At 40.5% G+C, this 23,320-nt stretch carries 24 protein-coding genes; 19 read left to right on the top strand and 5 right to left on the bottom strand.

From position 1 onward, the window contains the following. Window positions 1-1,601: 1,601 nt before the first annotated feature. The 6 genes from U735_RS0110215 to U735_RS24555 all read left to right on the top strand — a co-directional run bounded on the left by U735_RS0110215 (window position 1,602) and on the right by U735_RS24555 (window position 7,523). Window positions 1,602-2,063 (top strand): (2Fe-2S)-binding protein, encoded by a 462-nt coding sequence (locus U735_RS0110215; RefSeq protein WP_031443723.1) that lies wholly within the window; start codon window positions 1,602-1,604, stop codon window positions 2,061-2,063. 1 nt (window position 2,064) lies between these two features. Beyond that, on the top strand, window positions 2,065-4,329 hold the full coding sequence (locus U735_RS0110210; RefSeq protein WP_198036641.1) for a xanthine dehydrogenase family protein molybdopterin-binding subunit: 2,265 nt from the start codon (window positions 2,065-2,067) through the stop codon (window positions 4,327-4,329). 657 nt (window positions 4,330-4,986) lie between these two features. Then, window positions 4,987-5,637, top strand: coding sequence for a DNA alkylation repair protein (locus U735_RS0110205; protein WP_051892055.1), 651 nt, complete (start codon window positions 4,987-4,989; stop codon window positions 5,635-5,637). Between the two features lie 484 nt (window positions 5,638-6,121). Beyond that, entirely contained in the window at window positions 6,122-6,751 is a 630-nt protein-coding gene (locus tag U735_RS24560) for a hypothetical protein (RefSeq protein ID WP_146032811.1), read from the top strand. Next, window positions 6,709-7,023, top strand: coding sequence for a hypothetical protein (locus tag U735_RS25000; protein WP_157365019.1), 315 nt, complete (start codon window positions 6,709-6,711; stop codon window positions 7,021-7,023). The genes U735_RS24560 and U735_RS25000 overlap by 43 nt, the downstream gene beginning before the upstream one ends. Then, window positions 7,008-7,523, top strand: coding sequence for a TraB/GumN family protein (locus U735_RS24555; protein WP_051892046.1), 516 nt, complete (start codon window positions 7,008-7,010; stop codon window positions 7,521-7,523). Before U735_RS25000 ends, U735_RS24555 begins: the two co-directional genes overlap by 16 nt. 11 nt (window positions 7,524-7,534) lie before the next feature. Here the strand turns inward: U735_RS24555 and U735_RS25570 are convergent, their stop codons facing one another. Then, window positions 7,535-8,377: an IS3 family transposase gene (locus U735_RS25570; RefSeq protein WP_232233225.1), complete on the bottom strand. Its 843-nt coding sequence runs from the start codon at window positions 8,375-8,377 to the stop codon at window positions 7,535-7,537. Between the two features lie 35 nt (window positions 8,378-8,412). Further along, complete coding sequence (locus U735_RS25740; protein ID WP_031443010.1) at window positions 8,413-8,679, bottom strand: transposase; 267 nt, start codon at window positions 8,677-8,679, stop codon at window positions 8,413-8,415. 27 nt (window positions 8,680-8,706) lie between these two features. Between U735_RS25740 and U735_RS0110175 the strand changes: the two genes are divergently transcribed. The 6 genes from U735_RS0110175 to U735_RS0110150 all read left to right on the top strand — a co-directional run bounded on the left by U735_RS0110175 (window position 8,707) and on the right by U735_RS0110150 (window position 13,990). After that, window positions 8,707-9,180, top strand: coding sequence for an SDR family NAD(P)-dependent oxidoreductase (locus U735_RS0110175; RefSeq protein WP_316933040.1), 474 nt, complete (start codon window positions 8,707-8,709; stop codon window positions 9,178-9,180). A gap of 83 nt (window positions 9,181-9,263) precedes the next feature. Next, complete coding sequence (locus tag U735_RS0110170) at window positions 9,264-10,511, top strand: FG-GAP repeat domain-containing protein (RefSeq protein ID WP_031443717.1); 1,248 nt, start codon at window positions 9,264-9,266, stop codon at window positions 10,509-10,511. A 59-nt stretch (window positions 10,512-10,570) separates the two neighbouring features. After that, on the top strand, window positions 10,571-11,143 hold the full coding sequence (locus U735_RS0110165; RefSeq protein WP_031443716.1) for a hypothetical protein: 573 nt from the start codon (window positions 10,571-10,573) through the stop codon (window positions 11,141-11,143). A 136-nt stretch (window positions 11,144-11,279) separates the two neighbouring features. After that, window positions 11,280-11,744 carry a DUF4019 domain-containing protein gene (locus tag U735_RS24995; RefSeq protein WP_103103995.1) on the top strand — a complete coding sequence of 155 codons (465 nt, stop codon included), beginning with the start codon at window positions 11,280-11,282 and terminating at the stop codon, window positions 11,742-11,744. Window positions 11,745-12,059: 315 nt separating this feature from the next. Further along, window positions 12,060-12,389 (top strand): hypothetical protein, encoded by a 330-nt coding sequence (locus tag U735_RS0110155; RefSeq protein WP_031443714.1) that lies wholly within the window; start codon window positions 12,060-12,062, stop codon window positions 12,387-12,389. Continuing rightward, the gene (locus tag U735_RS0110150) at window positions 12,386-13,990 is read left to right on the top strand and encodes a sulfatase family protein (RefSeq protein ID WP_031443713.1); all 1,605 of its coding nucleotides are present in this window, start codon (window positions 12,386-12,388) and stop codon (window positions 13,988-13,990) included. Before U735_RS0110155 ends, U735_RS0110150 begins: the two co-directional genes overlap by 4 nt. 458 nt (window positions 13,991-14,448) lie before the next feature. On the opposite strand, the gene U735_RS0110145 is transcribed toward U735_RS0110150, so the two are convergent. Both U735_RS0110145 and U735_RS0110140 read right to left on the bottom strand, forming a co-directional pair. Further along, window positions 14,449-15,408, bottom strand: a complete 960-nt coding sequence (locus tag U735_RS0110145) for a lipid A deacylase LpxR family protein (protein WP_031443712.1) — start codon at window positions 15,406-15,408, stop codon at window positions 14,449-14,451. Between the two features lie 404 nt (window positions 15,409-15,812). Continuing rightward, window positions 15,813-16,625 carry a nickel-binding protein gene (locus U735_RS0110140; protein ID WP_031443711.1) on the bottom strand — a complete coding sequence of 271 codons (813 nt, stop codon included), beginning with the start codon at window positions 16,623-16,625 and terminating at the stop codon, window positions 15,813-15,815. 586 nt (window positions 16,626-17,211) lie between these two features. Here U735_RS0110140 and U735_RS0110135 point away from each other — a divergent pair. Then, the gene (locus tag U735_RS0110135; RefSeq protein WP_031443710.1) at window positions 17,212-17,604 is read left to right on the top strand and encodes a VOC family protein; all 393 of its coding nucleotides are present in this window, start codon (window positions 17,212-17,214) and stop codon (window positions 17,602-17,604) included. A gap of 140 nt (window positions 17,605-17,744) precedes the next feature. Here U735_RS0110135 and U735_RS0110130 read toward each other — a convergent pair whose 3' ends face one another. Then, entirely contained in the window at window positions 17,745-19,259 is a 1,515-nt protein-coding gene (locus U735_RS0110130) for a Gfo/Idh/MocA family protein (RefSeq protein WP_031443709.1), read from the bottom strand. Between the two features lie 158 nt (window positions 19,260-19,417). Between U735_RS0110130 and U735_RS0110125 the strand changes: the two genes are divergently transcribed. From U735_RS0110125 to U735_RS0110100, 6 genes are all read left to right on the top strand, one after another. Continuing rightward, the gene (locus tag U735_RS0110125) at window positions 19,418-19,768 is read left to right on the top strand and encodes a ribose-5-phosphate isomerase (RefSeq protein WP_031443704.1); all 351 of its coding nucleotides are present in this window, start codon (window positions 19,418-19,420) and stop codon (window positions 19,766-19,768) included. 54 nt (window positions 19,769-19,822) lie between these two features. Beyond that, entirely contained in the window at window positions 19,823-20,611 is a 789-nt protein-coding gene (locus tag U735_RS0110120; RefSeq protein WP_031443703.1) for a polysaccharide deacetylase family protein, read from the top strand. Window positions 20,612-20,865: 254 nt separating this feature from the next. Beyond that, the gene (locus U735_RS0110110) at window positions 20,866-21,741 is read left to right on the top strand and encodes a mechanosensitive ion channel family protein (protein ID WP_034248148.1); all 876 of its coding nucleotides are present in this window, start codon (window positions 20,866-20,868) and stop codon (window positions 21,739-21,741) included. Between the two features lie 42 nt (window positions 21,742-21,783). Beyond that, window positions 21,784-22,620: a CorA family divalent cation transporter gene (locus U735_RS24550; RefSeq protein WP_198036640.1), complete on the top strand. Its 837-nt coding sequence runs from the start codon at window positions 21,784-21,786 to the stop codon at window positions 22,618-22,620. Next, entirely contained in the window at window positions 22,617-22,847 is a 231-nt protein-coding gene (locus U735_RS26070) for a CorA family divalent cation transporter (protein ID WP_198036639.1), read from the top strand. The genes U735_RS24550 and U735_RS26070 overlap by 4 nt, the downstream gene beginning before the upstream one ends. Next, window positions 22,838-23,257, top strand: a complete 420-nt coding sequence (locus tag U735_RS0110100) for a DUF4174 domain-containing protein (RefSeq protein ID WP_031443708.1) — start codon at window positions 22,838-22,840, stop codon at window positions 23,255-23,257. The genes U735_RS26070 and U735_RS0110100 overlap by 10 nt, the downstream gene beginning before the upstream one ends. The last annotated feature ends 63 nt before the right edge of the window (window positions 23,258-23,320 follow it).

Here is a 23,320-nt window from a genome sequence, read left to right as displayed (position 1 = left end):
TTATTCTCATCAATATTAATACTTATGTTAGGCCATCTAGGCGAAAATTAGGTAGGAGGCCTTTAAAAAAAGTAATAACATTTATATAATATGAGAAGCGTCAATTTCCGACAACTCCCCCTCCGTGGGAGGGGGCCGGGGGGAGGTCCGTCCAACTCAAGTCCAAGGGAAGTAGCTTTTTTTGTATCATTAAGGGCACAGCACCGCTGCGCGAAGTATCCCTGGGTTCAGCTCTCCCCTACTTCGATTTCTACACCATATAATCTTCGATGAGACTTTGAGTTTGAACATATGATTATATCCGATTTTGACTACGCGCGTCTACCGATTGTTAGGCTCAATCTCCGGCTATGACTTTGAACATTGGAAACCTTGAACCCAATCCGCCCACTGCAAACTGCAACTGCCAACTAAATAATAATCTTGAACTTTGAACTCACAACTTACTCCGATTTCGACTACGCTGAATCTCCGGTCAAGACTTTGAACATGGTAAACTTTGATCATTGAACCTTGAACCCATTGCGCCCACTGCAAACTGCCACTGCCAACTCAATAAAAACCTTGAACATTGAGCTTTGAGCTCATAACTAAGTCCGATTTCGACTACGCCCGTCTGCCGCCGGGCAGGCCTGACTGCCGGTAGCTAGACTCTGGTCAACGATGTGGATATGAACATCCTGCCATATAGTCCTCCCCCTAACCCCCTCCCAAGGAGGGGGGACTTTATTCTCATCAATATTAATACTTATGTTAGCACATCTAGGCGAAAATTAAGTAGGAGGCCTTTAAAAAAAGTAATAATTATTATATAATGTGAGGAACGTCGATTTCCGATAACTCCCCCTCCTTGGGAGGGAGCCGGGGGGAGGTCCGTCCAACTCAAGTCCAAGGAAAGTAGCTTTTTTTGTATCATTAAGGGCGCAGCACCGCTGCGCGAAGTATCCCTGGGTTCAGCTCTCCCCTACTTCGATTTCTACACCATTTAATCTTCGATGAGACTTTGAGTTTGAACATATGATTATATCCGATTTTGACTACGCCCGTCTGCCGATAGGTAGGCTCAATCTCCAGTCAAGACTTTGAACTTTGAACCTTGAACCCAATCCGCCCACTGCAAACTGCAACTGCCAACTAAATAATAATCTTGAACTTTGAACTCACAACTTACTCCGATTTCGACTCCGCTCAATCTCCGGTCAAGACTTTGAACATGGGAAACTTTGAACATTGAACCTTGAACCCATTCCGCCCACTGAGACTGCGAACTCAATAAAAACCTTGAACTTTGAGCTCATAACTAAGTCCGATTTCGACTACGCCCGTCTGCCAATTGTTAGGCTCAATCTCCGGCTATGACTTTGAACATGGAACCTTGAACCTATTTCTGCATAGTACCATAATAGGCCAGCGAGAGCAAGATGACTGTGTAACGAATAAATTATGCATTGCAGCCTGAGCAATTGATTTATTTATTATCTTGATGCTTAATATGGGGCAAATCTATTCTAAATCAACCTTTTAGAACTACACAAAAGGCTTTATAAGCCTATTCTATTGCATGTCGCCATATGGTTATTAAATCAATAATGATATTGCCCATGGAAAAATTCACCTTAAACATCAATAATCAAAAGGTATCAATTGAATGTGCTCCCGACACCCCATTATTATGGGCGCTTCGTGATCAATTGGGGCTGACCGGAACCAAATACGGTTGTGGAATAGCCGTATGTGGATCTTGTACGGTCCATTTAGACGGTACAGCAATAAGGTCTTGCAGCCTACCAATTTCCGCAATCAACGATAAAGCTATTACCACCATTGAAGGAGTGGGAAAAGATGGACTTCATCCTGTACAAAAAGCATGGATTGCTGAGAACGTTCCCCAATGTGGATTTTGCCAAAGTGGACAAATCATGTCGGCCATAGCATTATTGGAACAAAACGGAAATCCTTCAGACGCAGACATAGAACAGGCAATGTCCGGTAATATTTGTCGCTGTGGAACTTATATCCGAATTAGAAGTGCCATTAAGAACGCTGCTAAAAACAATGTGTAATATGAAACCAAACCCTTCCAATAATAAACTGTTTAAAGTTAGTAGAAGAGATTTCGTGAAAATTGGGGCCTTGGGAAGCACTGGTTTGATCCTTGGCGTTCCTTTGGGGTGCAAGCAAGATAAAAATGCCTTTTTAACCGGGCGGGAAGACGCTCTTTTTGCTCCTAACGTATATATCACGATTTTGGGAACCGGGGAGGTGCAACTCATTGCCCACCGCTCGGAAATGGGTACTGGTATTAGAACAAGCCTACCCTTGGTCATGGCCGATGAAATGGAAGCAGATTGGACCAAAGTAAAAATAATTCAGGCGGTTGGGGATATAAAATATGGCGATCAAAATACGGACGGTTCCTATAGTGTAAGAATGTTCTATCAACCTTTAAGAGTAGCTGGTGCTACAGTGAAATTAATGTTGATGCAGGCAGCGGCCCAGGAATGGCAAGTAGATATTTCTGAATGCAAGGCCGTAAATCATGAAATTGTCCACAGCTCTGGCAAGAGTTTTGGATATGGCTATCTGGCCGAAAAAGCAGCAGCCCTGCACATTCCTGAGGAAAGTGAAGTTACTTTAAAGGACTCGAAAGATTTTAAATTTATTTCCAAGGAAACGGTCATCTATGACCTAGAGGATATCGTAACGGGGAAGGCAGTCTATGGACTGGATAAGCAAATCCCGGATCTAAAGGTAGCGGTCATAAAAAGGAATCCGGAGGCCGGGGCGGGATTGCAATCGTTCAACAGTGACAAGGCCACTAAAATTGAAGGTGTAGATAAAATATACAAAATGGAGGCTACCGCCTTTCCTATGGGTTTTAATGCACCCTTGGGCGGAATTGTAGTGGTCGCCAACAATACATGGACAGCATTAAAGGCAAGGGATGCCGTGGAAGTGGTTTGGGAAAAGGGCATTAATGCCGGCTATGACTCCAACGTCTTTATGGAACAGATGCAACGCTCCGTTCAGAAAGAAGGCCAAGTAAAGAGACAACTAGGTTCTACATCCAAAGCTTTAAGAGAGGCTGCAAAGGTGATAGAGTCCGATTTTTTGGTCCCGCATTTGGCGCATTCCCCAATGGAGACCCCATGCGCGGTGGCCCGGTACAATGCTGATGGTACTTGCGAAATATGGGCCCCGGTTCAGTCTCCACAATGGGTACGGCAGGCCGTTGCCGAAGCCTTGGGCATTGAGGAATCCGAAGTTACCATTAACGTTACCCTATTGGGAAGTGCCTTTGGCCGTAAATCCAAACCAGATTTTGTAGTGGAAGCAGCCTTGATCTCAAAAGAAATGAATACGCCCATAAAATTGCTTTGGACCAGGGAAGACGACATTCAGCACGATTTTTACCATTCCAATTGTGCACAACATATAAAAGTCGGTATCGACAAAAACAATAAGGTCACTTCCTGGGTGCACCGCACGGCTTTTCCATCCATTTCAGGTACGGCCAGCGCCGAAGCCACAGGACCTTCATCGGACGAATTATGCATGGGAGTTCTGGACATGCCCTTCGAAATTGATAATATATCCTGTGAATCCTTGGATGCAAAAGCGCAGATCAGGATTGGGTGGCTACGATCTGTCCACAATATCAACCATGCTTTTGCCATTGGTTCCATAGTTGACCAAGTGGCCCAGGCCAGACAGATGGATCCCATAGACAATATGCTGGACCTATTGGGGAGCGATCGCAAAATAGATTTTACCGCACTAGTGGAAGGGTTCAACAACTATAACGTACCCTTGGCAGAATACCCTTGTGATACCCAACGTTTTAAACAGGTAGTACAATTGGCAAAGGAAAAATCGGGATGGGGCAAAAGTTTACCAAAAGGTCAAGGAATGGGGTTTGCTGCACATAGGAGCTTTCTGACCTATGTAGCCTGCGTAGTGGAAGTAGAGGTAGATGACAACAACAATATCAAAATACCTATGGTACATTTTGCTATCGATTGTGGAGTACCGGTGAATCCGGATAGGATAAGGGCCCAATTTGAGGGAGGTGCTGCCTTTGGTGCCAGTTTGGCCTTGAAAAGTGAGATAAATGTGAAAAATGGGGCCGTTATGGAGGACAATTTTAACAACTATCTTGTGGCCCGTATTACAGATGCACCCATCAACACGGCGGTACATTTTGTAGAAAATGAGGAAAAACCCACAGGAGTTGGGGAACCCCCTGTTCCCCCGTTTATACCAGCACTTTGCAATGCTATTTTTATGGCGACCGGCAAAAGGATTACGAGATTGCCGATAAAGCTATAGGTTTATATGTTGTCATTAATGACTGGAATCAAGAACGTTTGACCACAAGAGTCAAGAAACTAGTCTTGTTTGGGCGGCTACTATCTTTTGGCTATTGGTTTTTAACTCTAGCCACGTTCTCGATACAAAATGGCTAAGGCCATTTCACTCGAACTAAAGATAGATAAGCTCAAAATGGCGCCCGACTTTCTGTCCTCCCCTACTCCGATTTCGACTCCGCTCAATCTCCGGTCAAGACTTTGAACATGTGCAACTTTGAACATTGAACTCATTCCGCCCACTGCAAACTGCTACTGCCAACTCAATAAAAAATTTGAACCTTGAACTCACAACTAACTCCGATTTCGACTCCGCCCGTCTGCCGCCGGGCAGGCCTGTCAGCCGATAGGCAGGCTCAATCTCCGGTCAAGACTTTGAACATGGGAAACTTTGAACATTGAAACTTGAACCCATTTCGCCCACAGCAAACTGCAACTGCCAACTAAATTTGAAGCTTGAACCCCACTGTTCCATAAAAAGACGGTACGATTAAAATGTTCTATACCTTTTGTAATGAAATGTTTCATGTTTAAGTTTTATCTATATTTAGGTAGTCCTAAAGATTCCAATATATAATGTTAAAAACCAGTGTATGGGTAATCCTCAAAACCATATTAAATGACCGCTAAGGAATTTATTGGCATTTTGATTACTATTGGCCAGGAATATTCGGGTAATATTCCTAAACGGGAAATATTTTCTCTGGCAAAGGAATTTCAATCCATGCCAGTGATCGAGGTCGTCAAATTACTTAAAGTTGATAATTACGATCACCGACTTGGTGCCATATCTATTTTAGATTGGAAAGCCCGAAATAAGAAGACCACTTTAGTAGAGAAGAAAAAAATATACAATGCATATATAAATAATCACAAATGGATTAACGATTGGGGATTGGTAGACAGAGCTGCCCCATACGTAGTTGGAGGCTATTTGTACGATAAAGACAGAAATCCATTGTATGATATGGCCAAATCCAAAGATGCCATGCAAAGAAGAACGGCAATTGTCAGCACATACTATTTTATTCGTAAAAATGATATAGAAGACACCTTTGGCATAGCAGAAATTCTTGTTACCGATACAAACGAGTATGTACAAAAAGCAGTGGGAAGTTGGGTTAGGGAAGCCGGAAAAAGGGATGAGGCTAGACTAAAAGCATTTCTAGACAAATACGCAGCTATAATGCCACGGGTAACCTTGAGATACGCCATTGAAAAATTTGATAAGAAAATAAGAGATTATTATTTATTATTGAAAAATGGTTAGTACGGTAGATGCAAAACCCCTAAACTTCCTAGACCACCATGCCCTACCCATTTGTTAGCTAGTCTGCCTACTGCAACTGCCAACTCAATAAAAAATTTGAACCTTGAACTCTCAACTAACTCCGATTTCGACTCCGCCCGTCTGCCGATAGGCAGGCTCAATCTCCGGTCAAGACTTTGAACATGGGAAACTTTGAACATTGAACCTTGAACTCATTCCGCCCTTAGCAAACTGCTACTGCCAACTAATTATAAACCTTGAACCTGAAACACCATTCATCGTATAAAATCGTATTTCATCGATTAAGCAAAACCAAATGCTTATTATGGCTATATTAGAATGCTGTAAGCATAAGCTTGGCTGAAGTATTCCCCCCGCTTTACATCAACAAAAATTTTTTACTAGTAATAGGATTATAGTTTGCTTTTATGCGCTATAGAACCCATAACTCCACATCTCCATGGGTGGGCATAAATTTGAAAAAATGAAAACACGAAATATTAATACAACAATATTAGGCTCTGTGCTATTTTTCCTCACATCGTTTGCATTTGCACACCCAACAGGAAATATGGTTACTATTGGAGAGAATGTTCTATGGTCGTATATAATCCCAATAAACGACCCAAACCATTTTGCCTGTGTTATGATTTGGACGAAAGGGTATGAACCAAAAGCATATATTCAATCCGAGTACGCTGCAAGTGACTATATGCTCTATACTAAGCAAAATGAAATCTATATTATAGAAAGGCGGTTTTTGAAAGCATCCGATGAATTTCATATAAGGGTTTTAAAATCTGCAAATGGTTCGCAACCAAAGATTATTTGGGATTGGTTCAAAGACGATTACAAGATTGGAGAGGGTGGATTTTTTATGCTTTCTGACAATCAAATGGTTTTCGGAAAATACCCTGAAATATATAGCTTGGAAAAAGGAGAACAACCTACCGAGTATTTCGAATTTGACAATCCCATAAAGAAAATTCGAGCAGTTGAGCATAACAAAATCCTTTTATTGGGTGAAAACTCTTGCTATTTAGTACAACAAAATGGAAACATCATTAAACAATGGGTGACCTCATTGACCCTGCTGTGGAAAATGCACCAATGAACAGAAATCAAGTATTTGACGCAGACTATTCTAATGAAGAGTTGCTGCTTTCATATTGGGGCAGAAGGTCTTTTGATATAATTAATGCCAGTGGAAAACGCAAAATCATTCTACAACAAAGCGAACCATATACCCCTCATTGGGTAGCATTATGGAACAAAGTAAAATTATTGTTTTCATCGCAATTGATTTTTGACGGAAGCACCCCTAAACCTCACTTAACCCTGCTGAACGAACAAAACAATCATAGAGTAATATGGAACACACAATAAAAAGACGCATTTATTCTGTGGCTTTTGTTTTGGTGCTAACGTTTCAATTTGGGGTAGCTCAAGTAAAGAGCAAAACAGATTCTGACACAATCAATACGGTATTATTTGAGGTAACCTCTTCCAATCACAATCACGTTTCATATCTATTTGGAACCCACCACGCTTTTGGAAAAGTGTTTTTTGACTCATTAACAAAAGCAAAACAAGCCCTATCAGCTAGTGAATTACTGATAAAGGAAAACCTAAATATTCCCGGAGAAATGGCAGAAGATATTATCAACCGTAGAACCCAAATTACACAATGGAAGAAGTATTTAAGCAAGGCAGACTTGACTTACATCAAAAACCTATTTGCTACTAGCCCTACTGATTTTAACAAAATGACACCCACCGAGATGTATGTTTTTCTTACCAGACATTTCAAACAGCAAATATGCTTAAACGAAAACGCTAATGATAACGCTCTTACTTTGGATGATTATATTGCTTACAAGGTGTAGCCTTCCCCTTTTTAGGACACCTCTAAATTCGATAAATAATTGTTGTTTAGGTCAGATTTGATGAAGAATTTAAATTCTTCATCAAATCTGGGCATATATTCTTTGGGCGATTTATTGCCCAGAGATTTATGTGGGTGGTTAAAATTATAGTCCTCCCGCCAGTTATCGCTTATCTTTTGGAGCTGATATACGTCATTAAAATAATAAGCGTCCAATATGTCTTCTCTAAAAAAGCGGTTGAACCGTTCTATGTATCCGTTCTGCATCGGTTTTCCAGGTTGGGTGTATTTGATTTCTATAAAGTTCTTTTTACACCAGTTCATAAATGTCTTTGAGATAAATTCCGGTCCGTTATCACATCTTATATATTTGGGAGTCCCTATATCTTCTTTCAGGTTTTCCAATGTTTCAATGACCGCCCGTGCCGGATAGGATAGTCCGGCATCAATGGCGATAGCTTCACGGTTACAGTCGTCAATAACGTTGAATACGCGTACTTTTCTGCCATCGCTAAGCGCATCGCTCATAAAGTCCATGCTCCAGCATTCATTGAGCTGTGAAGGTGCTTCCAAGGGTTGCTTTACACGTTTTACCAAACGTTTCTTGTGCTTGCGCCTAAGGCCCAGCTTCATATTGCGGTACACACGCAACACACGCTTTCGATTCCATTTTAGGCCCTCACGACGGATCTTATGATAATACTCATCAAAACCCCGGGTCGGATATGATTCGGCCAACTCGGTTAGCTTGTCGATGACTTCGCTGTCATCCCGTCTACTTTGGTAATACCACATTGATCTGCTTAAATCAACAAGTTTACACGCACGTAATATGGGAACCGTATATTGTTTGATGAGATATTTTGCTCGAACTCTCTTGTCGGAAGGCCTTAGAACTTTTTTGACAAAACGTCCTTTAACATTTTATTGTCCAGACTAACATCCGCATACATTTGTTTTAGCCTATTGTTCTCTTCTTCGAGCTCCTTTAGACGTTTCAGTTGCTGCTGCTCCATACCTCCGTATTTCTTGCGCCAGTAGTAAAATGTACTTTTGTCGATACCCAGTTCCCTGGAAATATCGCCAACGGATCTTCCCTGTTCGTTTTCCCTTAGTGCCTTGACAATCTGGCTTTCCGTAAATTTTGTTCTTTTCATGTGACAGTTAAAATTTAAAATTAATAAATTCGAATTTTATACTGTCCTATTTTTAGGGAAGCCTACAAAAAGGGGAAGGCTACAGAAAAATGGGATGAATCAGCAATCAACTTCGAACAATTAAAACAGACATTTAATGTAAATCTATTCGGAACAATTGAATTAACTGAAAAACTGATTTCTAATATTAACAAAAGCGGACACATAATTAATGTTACTTCAGATTGGGGTTCGTTCAGCGAAAAGAATTTTGATGAATTTCAACCACATTATAAAATGTCAAAATCTGCCTTGAATATGTATACAAAACTACTGGCAAAAAGACTTGAAAAACATAATATAATTGTTTCGTCTATTGATCCTGGATGGACTAAAACCGATATGGGTGGAAGGGAAGCTTCAAGAAAACCCTCTGAAGTTGCTCATGACATTAAAAATTTATTGGATAAAATGCCTAAAAGTGGAAACTTTTGGCATCAAGGAAAAATAAGAGAATGGTAAAATACGCAACACAATAATAGCTATAAGTAACCAGCCCGACAAGCTGGTCTGGCGGGTTGCCACTACTAACCTAATTTGAAAATATGGACAGATTTTTACTTTTCTTGTTTTTAGTAACCATTATGACTTTGTCCCTACAGGCTCAAGACAACATTTGGAATAGGCATGTGATCGATTCTACATTAAGTGGGGCTGACGGAGTAAGATTAGCCGACGTAAATAATGACAACCTGATGGATATTACTACTGGCTGGGAAGAAGGTGGATATACTAAGGTTTATGTTCATCCAGGCTACAATTTAGCAAAGCAAAAATGGCCAGCGGTCATAGTGGGCAAGACTCCTGATGTTGAAGATGCCGTTTTTGTTGACATTGATGATGATGGAAGGATGGATGTGGTAAGTAGTACAGAAGGGAAAAATAGAAAAATCTATTTCAACTGGGCTCCCACCGATCCCCTTAACTATCTGGATTCCTCAAAATGGAATACCCAGACCCTCCCAGCATCTGATGGTCTTATGCAATGGATGTTTGCCTTCCCTGCCCAAATAGATGGGAAAAATGGAATTGATTTAGTGGTCGGTTCAAAAAACAAAGATGCGAAAATCGGTTGGTTTCAAGCACCAAGAAATTCTAGAAATCTTTCTGACTGGAAATGGTATCCCATTGGTTCAGCAACATGGATTATGTCCATCATTATCAGGGATATGGATAATGATGGGGACTTGGATATAGTTACCTCCGATCGCAAACCAGGTGCAACCAAAGGGGTTCGATGGTTGGAGAATCCTGGTAAAATTGAAAATCAAAAAAAAGAGTGGGATAATCATTTTATTGGTTGTCAGGGTTTAGAGGTTATGTTCATGGACATGGCCGATATGGATGGTGATGGACTTGAAGATGCCATTGTTACTGAATATACCCACCAAAAAATTGTTTACATGAAGCGGTTAAACAAAAATGGTTTGGAATGGAATAGTTATAATATTGATATTCCAAATATCACTGGAAGAGCAAAGGCCGTCAAAGTTGGTGATATTGATGGGGATGGAAATCCTGATATTGTACACTCCACAAATACATTGAACGATCCAAATAAATCAGGAATATATTGGTTATCGTACAGAGATAATCCAAATGATCCCATATGGGATTGGCATGAACTCAGTGGGCCAAAAGGTATTAAGTTTGATAGGATAGAGCTACTGGATTTAGATGGAGATGGCGACCTGGATGTTCTCACTTGTGAGGAAAACTATGGGACGAATAGTGAAGGTTTAGGTGTAATTTGGTACGAAAACCCATTTATTAAAGCAACTAACTATAGATAATATACATTAAAGCGAATTTTATCAAGACCGTCACAGCACATTACCCATAAACAATACGAATGAACAAAAGCGTTATACTTTCATTACTGTTAATAGTCGGATTTTTATCCTGTAAAAATTCTGGAAAGGAAATTGACAAACTTGGAATTGCTAGAAAATATTATAAGGCTTTGGATAGTTCCAATCATTCAGAAATGGCTCTTTTGTTGGCTGATAGCCTAGTGACCAAAGAAACCGAATATAACTATGAAAAGACATTTACTCTTAACGAATACGTTCAATGGTTGAAATGGGATTCAATATTTGACACAACATACAAAATCCTTCAGATAGAGCAAGAAGATGAAATTGTCAAAGCAAAAATTTCGAAAATCGATAAAAGAATTTCATTTCTTCACCAAGAACCGATTGTCACTAATCAAATTATCCGATTTGATAATGATAAAATTATCGGTCTTGAAACAACAGTATACGTTATCTTCAATGATTCTATATTTGTTAAAAACAGAGATAGACTAGTCAACTGGATTGAAGAAAATCATCCTGAATTGAATGGGTTTCTATACGACCAAACAAAGACAGGGGGGTTGAAATATTTAAAGGCAATTGAACTATATAAAAACAACCAATGACTTGCTGCAAAACCATATCCAGGGAAAAACACTTATGCATCCAAATAATTATTACGACATTAAAGTAAATTTTTTATCTATCCATAATTTAAATCTTGAGCTGTTGAATTGTATCCCATTAAAAAATAATATATTCATGAAAAAAACAATGTACAAATACCTAGTTCTTTTAGTTTTTACCGGGCTATTATCCTGTAAATCCAACCAGAAAAATGAAAAAATTGAAAGTGCCCAATCAGTGCCAACTGTTTCCAATGAAACAAAAGCTGAAGTAGTTAATGATGCCAAAGAATGGCTGGGATTGATTTATGATAATAATTACTCCCAATGTTGGGATAATGCCGCTTCCCTATTTCAAAAAGCGGTTACAAAAGAACAATGGACGCAACAACTGAGTGGTATTGTGCCGCCTTTAGGTAAAGTAATCAGTAGGGAGGTAATTTCGGCGGAATACCATACGGAACTTCCTGGTGCACCTGATGGGGAGTATATAGTTATCCAATTTAAAACATCGTTTGAGAATAAAAATGAAAGTGTGGAAACGGTTACCCAGATGATAGATGATAACCAATGGAAGGTTTCCGGGTATTTTATTAAGTAAGGTGAGTTTGATTGATTTTTAATTGTTCATGAGTTGTTTAGGTTAAGATTGTCCGGTCGAGCGCTGTCGAGACCTCAATTAAAACTAAACTGCCGAAAACCTCTCGACTGCGCCTGTCTGTCCGACCAGGCAGGCTTGATGGGATAGAAACTGTAGCTTTAATTAATTGATCTATAATTATTTGTATTTAATTTTAAATTGTTTCACATTAAAAAAGGAACTGTAGGATCCCATTGCAGCCTGTAAAATTGGGACATCCACATTATTAAGCTTATTAGCAAAAGACACGTAAATAAATTAAATTCCAGTAAGAACATGAACGAAACAATTACTTTAAGGAATAGCCCAAAACTGGATATTAGCCTTCAAAAAGATATGTTCGAAATAGTTGACCAGCTAACTCCAAAGAACAATGGCAGCTATGACTATGGCAGTTTAAAGTCGGTCCAATTAAACAAAGGCTGGTTGCTATCTCTCCTAAGTTACATTCCGTTTTTCTGGACAGTCCCCTTTGAACCAGGATTTAGAAACAGAACGCATTTAAATATTAAACTGGCGGGGAAGACCCTAAAAATATGGTTAGCGGGATCGGATATGAACAAAGCCGCTAGTATAAAGCAAGCCTTGAACGATAGAAAAGTATGATTTCAAGAATAGTATTTTGTTTCGCAGTATCGTCAATTATAGGATTGGGCTTTAACGCCAAAGCACAAGAGCGTCCCAATATCCTTTTTGCAATAAGTGATGACCAGTCATTTTTCCATACCAGTTATGAAGGATCAAAATTTGTTAAAACCCCAGCCTTTGACAGGATAGCCCGTGAGGGGGTCTATTTTTCCAACGCTTATGCCGGTTCCCCTGGATGTGCACCTTCCAGAAGTGCTCTTATTACTGGCAGACACCATTGGCAAAATGAACAGTCCGGACAACATGCCTCTGCTTGGTTAAATAAATATGTACCCTTTGTTGATCTGCTTGAACAAAATGGATATGCCACAGGCAGAACGGGAAAAGGAGTTGGCCCTTTCCAATATGCCCGTACGGAAGCAGATTCGCTTTGGCGAAAAAATGATGCCGCTGGAATTTCGCATAGTGAAATTAGATATGAAGAGCAAAACGACGAGCGATTTGCAAAAGGCATCAACACTACCGATTACTTTGGAAATTTCCGATATTTTGTAGAAAATATTAAAAAGGAAAAACCATTTTTTTTCTGGTATGGCGGTTATGAACCACATAGAAGCTATGAAAAAGGGTCCTGGAAAAACATGTCCAAAAAATTGGAGGATGTGGAGGTCCCGGAATTTCTTCCCGATAATGACGAGATAAGGGGAGATTTATTGGATTATGCGGTTGAAATTGAATGGTTTGATCTTCATCTTCAAAGAATACTGGAATATTTGGATAACATTGGAGAATTGGAAAATACTATTGTTATTGTAACGGCCGATAATGGCATGCCCTTTCCCCGTGCCAAGGCAAATAGCTATGAGTACGGTGTTCATGTTCCTTTTGCCGTTAGGTACCCCAAGGAATTTCCAGGAAATAGGGTTGTGGAAGATCCCATTGGTTTTATTGATTTGGCGCCGACAATTCTTGAGGTTACCAATACCTCCCCTAAAGGAATGCTCCCAATTACCGGAAAAAGTATACTGGAACTGTTGCTATCAAAGGAAAGAGGTGTATTGTCCAAAACGGAAAGAACGGCATATTCTGGGAGGGAACGCCACTCCTCGTCGAGATATTTGAATTGGGGCTACCCTCAAAGGTCTATTCGAAAAGGAGATTTTCTTTTTATTTGGAACATGAAACCCGACAGGTGGCCAGCAGGTGCTCCACAAAAATTTACAGAAAATGACACCACACAATTGCTTCCCATGCACGGACTGGATAAAAACAACACCTACATTAATGGCAGTGCCTATACCGATATAGATGATTGTCCTACAAAAGCCTATCTAATAGAAAATTACGGGGATGAATCCATTTTGCCCTATTTCGATTTAGCCGTAGATAAACGTCCAGAGTATGAACTTTACAATGTACAGCAAGATCCTTCTTGTTTAAAAAACTTATCGGGAACACCCTCATTCAAAAAGATTGAAGAGGCCCTGAAAACCGAACTATTGGGGGAACTCAAAAAATCCAATGACCCACGTATTGTAGGTCCCGATCCCGAAGTATTTGATAGTTACAAGCGATATTCCCCAATAAGAAAGTTCCCAAAACCAGATAATTTAAATTGACAGCGAATTCCAAGAACAATTAGGAAATAGGAATCTAGAACGCTGCACTTCTGGAACCTAGAAACTGGACCAATGTATATTTGCTCCTAACACATGGCTCCTGACCACTGCTTACTAAAAACTGTTTACTGTTCACTGAAAATTGTTCACTGAAAACCCTTGTCGATACAATTTTGCTCCAGTTCGTTATGCAAAATTACCTACCTGCCGGTAGGCAGGCCTGTCTAACGACAGCTAGACTCAAAGTGACGACTTTCAACTTTTAGATATTGAAGCATTGTTCATTGCGAATTGTAAATTGTTCACTGTACATTGTTTCGGCCGCTGACCACTGAATACTGATAACTAACAACCCAATACTTCGATTTGGACTCCGCTCAATCTCCGTAAATACCTAGTACATTAAACTTTGAACTTTAAAGATTTAGCCACTGATTACTGAAAACTGCCCCTAGGCCCTAGAACCCCCTTGTATAGGAAAGTATAACATACTGATGGGGTCTGGCGTGCTCGAATTCTGGGGAATTATGGCGCACCCCTACCCAATATTCGTTTCGCCCGTAACGGAATTGAAAATCGAAACCAGCGTATACTACGGTATTCTTGGAGTCGATCAACAAAACGGAATCATCGCCCAGGGCATTGCCTTCCAATAAGCCATTGTGTCCCACCACCCTATATCCAGCTCGAAGGGCAAAAAAAACTTCACTATCCGTAGATCCAATTTGATTGTGGGCTATACTGGAGGATAAAGGGTTTCTCTTTCCAAAATAAGCCACAAACTCCGGGTGAACGTAGATATCCCTGGTGCCAAATGCAAATTGGGACTGTGCCGCAATATGAATACTAAACGGGTTTGGCGCCAACTGCCATTCATACAGATATTTGGTGTACAGGTTGTAATGAACACTATTCTCCATTTCTCCTACCCAGGTCGGAGTTTCGGTTTTTATGACATAATGGTGGTACCACCTTTGTACTCTACCTGCTCCAGAGGCCTTGCCTGCTATTCCAAGAAGTAATTTTGCCTCTATCATATGGTTGCGCCCCACATAGGACCATCCAGACCTAAGCGCCGAAAATCCAACATAGGCACGGTCCAGTAGTTGAACGTCATCTGTCATAAGATATGAGGGCGTTATAATTTCCTGACCTATGGAAAAGCTAAGCTGTTCGTTCTGGGAATTAAAAATGCCCATTTCAAGTCGGTGTCTGTACGTTAAAAATAGCCCAGCCGTATAATACCGATCAGTCAGCAATATAAAATCATTGTCGTGCCGTAATCCAATCTGGTTGCGAAGAGTACTCCTATCAGCAATATTCATCTCTTGCTGTGCCATGGAAATAAAAGTCCCACCAACAAAACATATCAACAATGAGAGGTAGTTAGATAAGCCTTTGGAATAATTAGGCCACATTATATGTGGTTTAAAAACTAGGTTCAACTTAAGGGTGTTGTTTTAGCAGGGAAAAAGTACAAATAAATACCGAGACCAGTGGAGGGTATGTAACTTCTTTTGGCAACATCCATAGTACAGTTTTAATGAACAGAAACTGGACCGCTACGCTATTGGAACCAAGATATTGGACATTTTTTTTGTCTAGGCTCTAGCTTCTAGACTCTTGGCTCTTGGTTCTTGCCCATTGGCTCCTGTCCACTAACTGAACACTAAATTGTTAGCTGACTCCAAGAGAGATAAACGGATCAGAGACTGGACCGCTGCGCTTTTGGTATCTAGAAACTAGACTTTTTTTGTCTAGGCTCTATCTTCTAGACTCTTGGCTCCTGCCTACTGAATACTAAACACTGTTCAAAAACATCTCACCATTCTATAAGTTCCAAATCTATAGGTTCATCAAAGCCCTTCAGCAGCTTAGGACCTAGGGAGGTAAAGGAGACACCCTTACCAATGCAAAGATCCTTGACCACCTTGGCTGTTATAATTTGACCCGAATCGCCATAACTGCAGATACGGGCTACTAGATTCACCGTTGAGCCAAAAAGCGCATCACCATCCTGTACAGGTTCACCAGCTCCAATACCGATCCTTGCCTGGAGCAAAATCCCATCCTCTCGGGATTCATTGTATTTGGATAATTGTCGCTGGATTTCCACCGCACAGACTGAAGCAGTATAGGCCGATCTAAAACTTGTCAGAAATCCATCTCCCGCCCTATCCACTTCGCGTCCTCCGTGATCTACAAGTGCCTTGCGGACTACATCCCGATATCTATGTACCAAGTCCAGGGCCTTGGCATCGCCCAAAGCTTTGGTAATATCTGTGGAACTCACCATATCAATAAACATAATTGCCCTAAATGGACTCTCGGTCATGGGTTTACCGTCCTCTTTTTCGGGATCGATAACCCGGCCAAGAAATTGGGCTACGGCCGAACTGTCCACTTCAATAATTTGGTTGGGTATAAGACCGTGAGCTTCTTTATGCATCCCTCGAACGGCAGCAGCCGATGGGGCTTCAATAAGACAAAAAGCCACGCCCTTTTCCTCATCATGCCAATAGGTCAGTGCCTTGCAATGGTGCCTTGATTGAATTTTCATGTCTTCATGATGAGCTTTGGCCACCTCTTCAGGAGTGGCTCCTTCAATATAATGTCGATCCATGAATAGTGGCATAATTTCTCAGTTTTAGGTCGGGGGGGAAATTGGTCAACGCTGGGCAAAAGTACACGTACAGTGACTCATCATAGGTCATATTTATATGACAACCAGCCTCCTAAAGATACCAAATTATTGGTTATAAAATTTGAAAAAGGAGCAAATCATCCACAATGGCCTTACAAAATGTCGGTTGAGGCCATCCTTGTAAAGATTTAAGAGCAAGGGGATAGTGCAATATAAATGTATTGGAGATAGAACCCTTGCTAATAGAGCCTAGAAACTGGACTCTTTTTTGTCTAGGCTCATAGCTCTGAACACTGATTACTGTCATCTGACTACTTAAAACTGCTTACTGACTACTAACTCTTAGCTTGAACACTGAACACTGAACACTGAACACTGTTTACTGTTTACTGTATACTACTTACTAACTATAAGACTTCAAACCCAAACCAACTTTTTGCAGTGCTAATAGCTCTATATCCAAAGTTTGGGGATTTTTTGATATATTAGTTAAACCAAGTTCTATGAACCTTGACCCATTCATTTTGAACGCCCTTATTAAGCCCGGAAGTCTTATCAAACAATAAATTATAAAACTATGAAAAATGTAAACCCAGTGGTTTGGTTCGAAATTTATGTCGATGACTTAGATCGGGCCAAAAAATTTTACGAAACCGTATTTCAACTTGAACTTAATGAAATGCCCATGCCAGCTTCTGCCGAAGACAGTATGAAAATGCTATTTTTTCCGGCCAATATGGAATCCAAGAACAGTGCCTCCGGAGCCTTGGTCAAAATGGATGGATTTAAAGCCGGCAACAACAGTACAATTGTATATTTCATGAGCGAGGATTGTAGTATGGAAGAATCGAGGGTTAAAGCTGCAGGTGGAAAAGTAGTTAAGTCCAAAGTTTCCCTGGGCGATTATGGGGCTATGGTTCTGGCTTGCGATACCGAAGGTAATATGATCGGCATACACTCCATGAAGTAGGACTTTCGGCAAAGTGGTAAGTGCAATGCTTTCCAGAAGTACACTGCTACCTTGACCAACTGCAATCCGGATAATACCAATACGTAGAAAAGGGAAGAAGCCTCTGCCTCTCCCCTTTTGTATATGATAAAATTTATTTTTTATGCTGGCATATCCGGTAACTTCCAACCGTCCCTATAGGTATGTTTTATCAATTCGGCAGCAAACTCGCTTGCAGAATATGGTTCTGTCCATTCCTTTTCAAATTTTGGACGTCCGTCCTTCATTACAAAATTGTCACGGATTACAGTCTTTATAGTCTCATCCTGCCCTATATTGGTAAATCTCATATTCTCCCCATCCCAGTTCAAAATTTTATTCAAGGATTGCAACCTTACCGCTAGTACTCCCATAACGACCATTTCGTTAAAGGGACCGGCTTCTGAAAAATCGGAGGTACAGGGTTTGCGATTATCCGGATTTTCCTTACAGGCCCTTACCCAATCCATTTCATGTGCCCCTTTGCCCCAGTCGAGTCCCATCTCCTTTTCTACACGGCGCTCGGTCTCAGCAACTTTGGGCATGTCCCTACCCAATATTTCCGGATCCAGCCCATAACATCCAGCATGTATAATACCTTTGGTACCATAAAAGAATGTACCACCTCCAGACTTATTAGGATTTTTGCCACTAGGCCAATTGGCAGGTAGATCTGGTTTAATACCCCCGTCATACCAGTTCACCTCTACTTCCGGCAATTTTATCTTGCCTTTTCTTCCACGTTCGGGGAAGGTCATTTGCACGGACTGAGCCGTTGGGGCACTGTCCTTCAAGAGTAGGGAGGAACTTCCCTGAACTTTGGTTGGATAGCCCAATTTTAGGGCCTCAAATACGGGATGTAGAATATGGCAGGCCATATCCCCCAATGCCCCCGTACCGTAATTCCACCATCCTCGCCAGTTCCATGGGTGGTACACTTGATTGTAGGGTATCAACTCAGCAGGGCCTGTAAACAGGTCCCAATCCAAAGTATCGGGGACCCATTGTCCTTGGACAGGGGGATTCACTCCCTGTGGCCAAATGGGCCTATCCGTAAAGGATTCCACCTTGGTGATATCCCCTATGGCACCACTCCAAATTAATTCGCAGGTTTTGGCCACTCCCTCTCCAGATGCCCCTTGGTTCCCCATCTGGGTGGCCACATTATGCTGCTTGGCCAATTTGGTCAGTAATCTGGATTCATAAACGGAATGGGTAAGCGGTTTTTGCACATAAACGTGTTTTCCACGGACCATGGCATCGGCAGCCACAATAGCATGGGTATGATCGGCCGTAGCTACCAGAACAGCATCAAAGTCGTTGCCCATCTCATCATACATCACTCTAAAATCCTTGTATTTCTTCGCTTTAGGAAAGTGATCAAAACAATTCTTTGCATATTTCCAATCCACATCACACAATCCAACAATATTTTCGCCCTGTAAATTTCTAAGGTTGCCAAACCCCATGCTTCCTACTCCTACCCCAACTATATTCAGTTTATCACTGGGCGCTTTATGCCCTAATCCCGAAATAACATTACTCGGGAGAATGGTAATTCCGGCAGCGGCAACGCCTGTTTTACTAATAAAAGATCTTCGTGTGATTGGTAAGGGTTTGTTTGATTCTTTTTTCATTATTAAGATTGATTTTTTGGATTTGCAATAGATTTGATTTGCACTTTATACTCCTTAAAATTCGTAAAAAAATTGGTAATTAGAGGGCAATATGGAAAATTTGCCTTTAAATTAATTTGAATTTTACTTAGTTTACGTCCAAATATCAATATTCTACCATGTCCAAAACCCTTTACCGAGTCTATGTTGTGGAATTATCCAAACGTGTATTTACAGAGAATGCGAAGTTTAGGGCTGCCAATCCCCAATTTAACGGAGTATTGGAATGCCTTTATGTGGGTATGACCTCCAAAACCCCCAAGGAGCGATTTGAACAGCACAAGACCGGATATAGAAACAAGAAGGGGCATAAATTATCGTCCAACATTGTGGAGAAATACGGGCTTTATCTAAGGCCTAGCCTATACAATCATATAGATCCTGTTCTGACCAGAGCGGAAGCTTTGGAAATAGAGGAAGGCTTGGCCTTGGAATTAAGGAGGGAGCGATATGCTGTCTGGTATAATTGAGTAGGTATAGATACTGAACAAAATTTCCTAAATTTAACCAAGACCTAATTTTTCATGATAAAAAACATCCTTGTCCTATTTGCCCTTAATCTTTTTTTATTTGGCCATGCACAAATATTGAAAAAGGAAATACCCGATAAATTGCTGGTGCTCACTTTTGATGATGCCCCGGCGAGTCAGTATGCGGTGGTGGCCCCTCTTTTGAAGGAATACGGTTTTGGAGCTACATTTTTTGTATGCGAGTTTCCTCCAAATTATAAGGACAGCACCCTGTATATGAATTGGCGACAGATAAAAGCATTGGACAAAATGGGCTTTGAAGTGGCCAATCATACCCATACCCATGCCAATGTTAGCAAGCTCTCCCAATCACAATTTAATGCAGAGTTGGAATATATAGAAAATAAATGTGATTCCCTGGGGATAACCCCGCCACAAAACTTTGCCTATCCCGGTTACGGACTAAATGCCGATGTACTTAAGTTTTTGGAAGAAAAAAGTTACCGTTTTGCCAGGGCCGGGGGCAGCAGGGCATACGACCCTTTAACAGACCATCCATTTTTAATCCCTAGTTGGGCGACCAATGCGGGTAATAAAAGTGAAATTAAAGCCGCTATGGGCGAAGCCAAAAACGGCAAGATCACAGTGCTTACCCTGCACGGCGTACCGGATGTGGAACATCCATGGGTAAATACACCGCCAAACTTATTCAAAGAATATCTGCAGTATTTATCAGATCACGATTTTAAGGTGGTTTCCCTTAGGGATTTACTGGCCTATATTGACACAGAGGAGGCCATGAAAACCATTGTCCCTAATTTGACCATGCCACTTAAGAACTAAAGAATTGGTATAAGTACTTTTCTAAAACCTAATTCCTTCCAAAAAAAATAAGGATAATAAGAACATTGTCCCTTTTTAATTGGTCCTGAACCCACCTAAGGAAGCGATGTTCATTTTCCGCTCTAATGCTCATTTTCCTGAGGATAGTTCAAGGGATTTCACTATATTTCAGTATAATAAAACCAACGCTCCTACCCTCCCCCTGCACAAGCTGAACTTCTTGGCAAGGCATCCGGTGGCCCTAAAAAAATGAAATGGATACGCTAAGTAAGTTATTGGACTTTAATCTGATCAGTATTGGGGATTATAAAATAAAAGTATACACCCTGGTTATAATTCTATTAATAATTCTAATTACAAGGGTAATATTGAAGCTCATAAAATCGGCGCTATTTCGGCGCTATAAGGGGTTGCACCTGGATAAGGGAAACACTTATGCCCTATATCAAATCATTAAATATGTTATATGGGTAATTGCCTTTGGCTTTATATTGGAATCCGTGGGCATCAAGGTCACCATTTTAATTGCCGGCTCCGCTGCACTATTGGTGGGTGTGGGATTGGGCCTGCAACAAACCTTCAACGATGTAATCTCTGGCATAATATTACTTTCGGAGAAATCGATCAAAATCAACGACGTCCTTGAAATAGATGGCGATATAGTGGAAATACAGGAAATTGGATTGAGAACTTCGCGGGGACTTAACAGAAACGATATTTCCATAATTATACCAAATTCATTGATAACTACAAATAAGGTCATCAATTGGAGTCACCAGAAGAAAAAAACCCGTTTCAAAATAGGTGTTGGAGTGGCCTATGGTAGTGATGTTGATCTTGTTGTCAGAATACTGGAGGAAAGTGTTTTGGAACATCCTGATTTTGATGATAGCAAAATGATAGAGGGACGCTTTGTAAATTTCGGCAATTCCTCCTTGGATTTTGAGGTGCTGTTTTTTAGCGAAAACGTATTTAGAATCGAGAAGGTGAAAAGTGATATCCGAAAGATCATCAACCGGAAATTCAGTGAAAACAAGATTGTAATACCCTTTCCGCAAATGGACCTTCACTTTAAGTCGGGCCATACAGAAATAATCCCTAAAAATGAACAGCCAGGTTCTAAAAAATGAACCCAATCAACATAGAACGATGTGATCAACAAAAAAATAAAAATGGCAAGATTCTTAAAAAAATCAAAGGAGGAAATAGGGACTTCACCTGATGAACTTATCTTCCGTGGAGATAAGAAAATTAATGAAGTACTGCTTAGAATAATAGATTTTGATGCCAATAGCCTGGCCGAAGAAACCATAAAGACGGTAAAGGAGGTATTAAAATATCAGGAAAAGGACACGGTTACCTGGTTTAATATAGACGGACTCCACAATACCGAAATTATTGAGGGCATTGCTAATGAATTCAATTTTGACCGTATGGTCTTGGCAGATGTAATGAACACCCAGGCAAGACCAACGATTAAGGAATACGACAACTGCATTTATATCTCCATAAAAATGTTGCAACAAGCCCCCAATTCCGATACCATAAATGTTGAAAACCTGAGTTTGATATTGACCGAATCGATTTTGATTTCCTTTCAGGAAACCAAAGGGGACGTCTTTGAACCAGTTAGGGAACGGATCCGAAAACAGAAAAGAAGAATTAGGAACGGCGGTACGGATTACCTCTTATTTGCCCTGTTGGATATTGTAATTGATAACTACATCTACATTATTGGCGTATTGGGGGAAAAAATTGAAATGCTGGAAGAAAGTCTGCTCTTGGAACCAAGGCAGGAGATTATTGGGGAAATCAACTCCTACAAACGGGAATTGAATTTTCTGAGAAAGAATATCAAACCAGCCAAGGAAGTGATATTGAACCTTGCAAAAATGGAATCGGATTTTATTACGGAAAGTACGGAAATGCATTTTAAGGAGCTACAGGACAACATAAATCACGCCAGCGACTCTTCGGATAGCTATAGGGAAATACTGTCCGACCATTGAACATCTATCACACCACCATTAGTAGCAAGCTGAACGACATCATGAAATTTCTGACTGTATTTTCCGTGATTTTTATTCCGCTGACCTTTATTGCCGGTATTTACGGGACCAACTTTGATGTTGTGCCGGAACTTCATTATAAATACAGTTATTTTATTATGTGGGGGGTAATTATCGTCATTGCCATTGGAATGTTGATCTATTTTAGAAAGAAGAAATGGTTGTAGAAACACAAAATAATATAATACGAAGCGGCTTTATTTTCTTAGGAATTCTGATGATAAACTATGCCCATGGACAAGATCTAAATAAACACCTATGGAAAAATAGGGTCCTACTAATCATGTCCCAAAATGAGAATTCCAAGGAATATCAGGATCAAATTGCCGAATTTTATAAATTTCCAAGAGAACTTAAGGAAAGAAAAATGCTGATCTATCATGTTTTGCCTCAGCGTTATACCTTAATCAAGGATCCTGTTGATCCCGAACAAAATGAATGGGTTTCCTCCTCTGCCCTATTCGATAAATTTGCTGGAAAAAATGTGGATTTCAAAGTAGTATTGATTGGACTGGATGGCGGCAATAAACTTGAAAAAAACGGATTGCTTTCCGCTGAAGAACTTTTTGGACCATAGACTCCATGCCAATGAGAAGGGCGGAATTGAACAAAAAAAGGAATAGATAGACTTAAAAATTGG

It is taken from the genome of Arenibacter algicola (genome assembly GCF_000733925.1).
GTDB classification, from domain to species: domain Bacteria; phylum Bacteroidota; class Bacteroidia; order Flavobacteriales; family Flavobacteriaceae; genus Arenibacter; species Arenibacter algicola.
The sequence above is the reverse complement of the archived record's forward strand: the minus strand, read 5'-3'. Positions and strand labels throughout refer to the sequence as shown.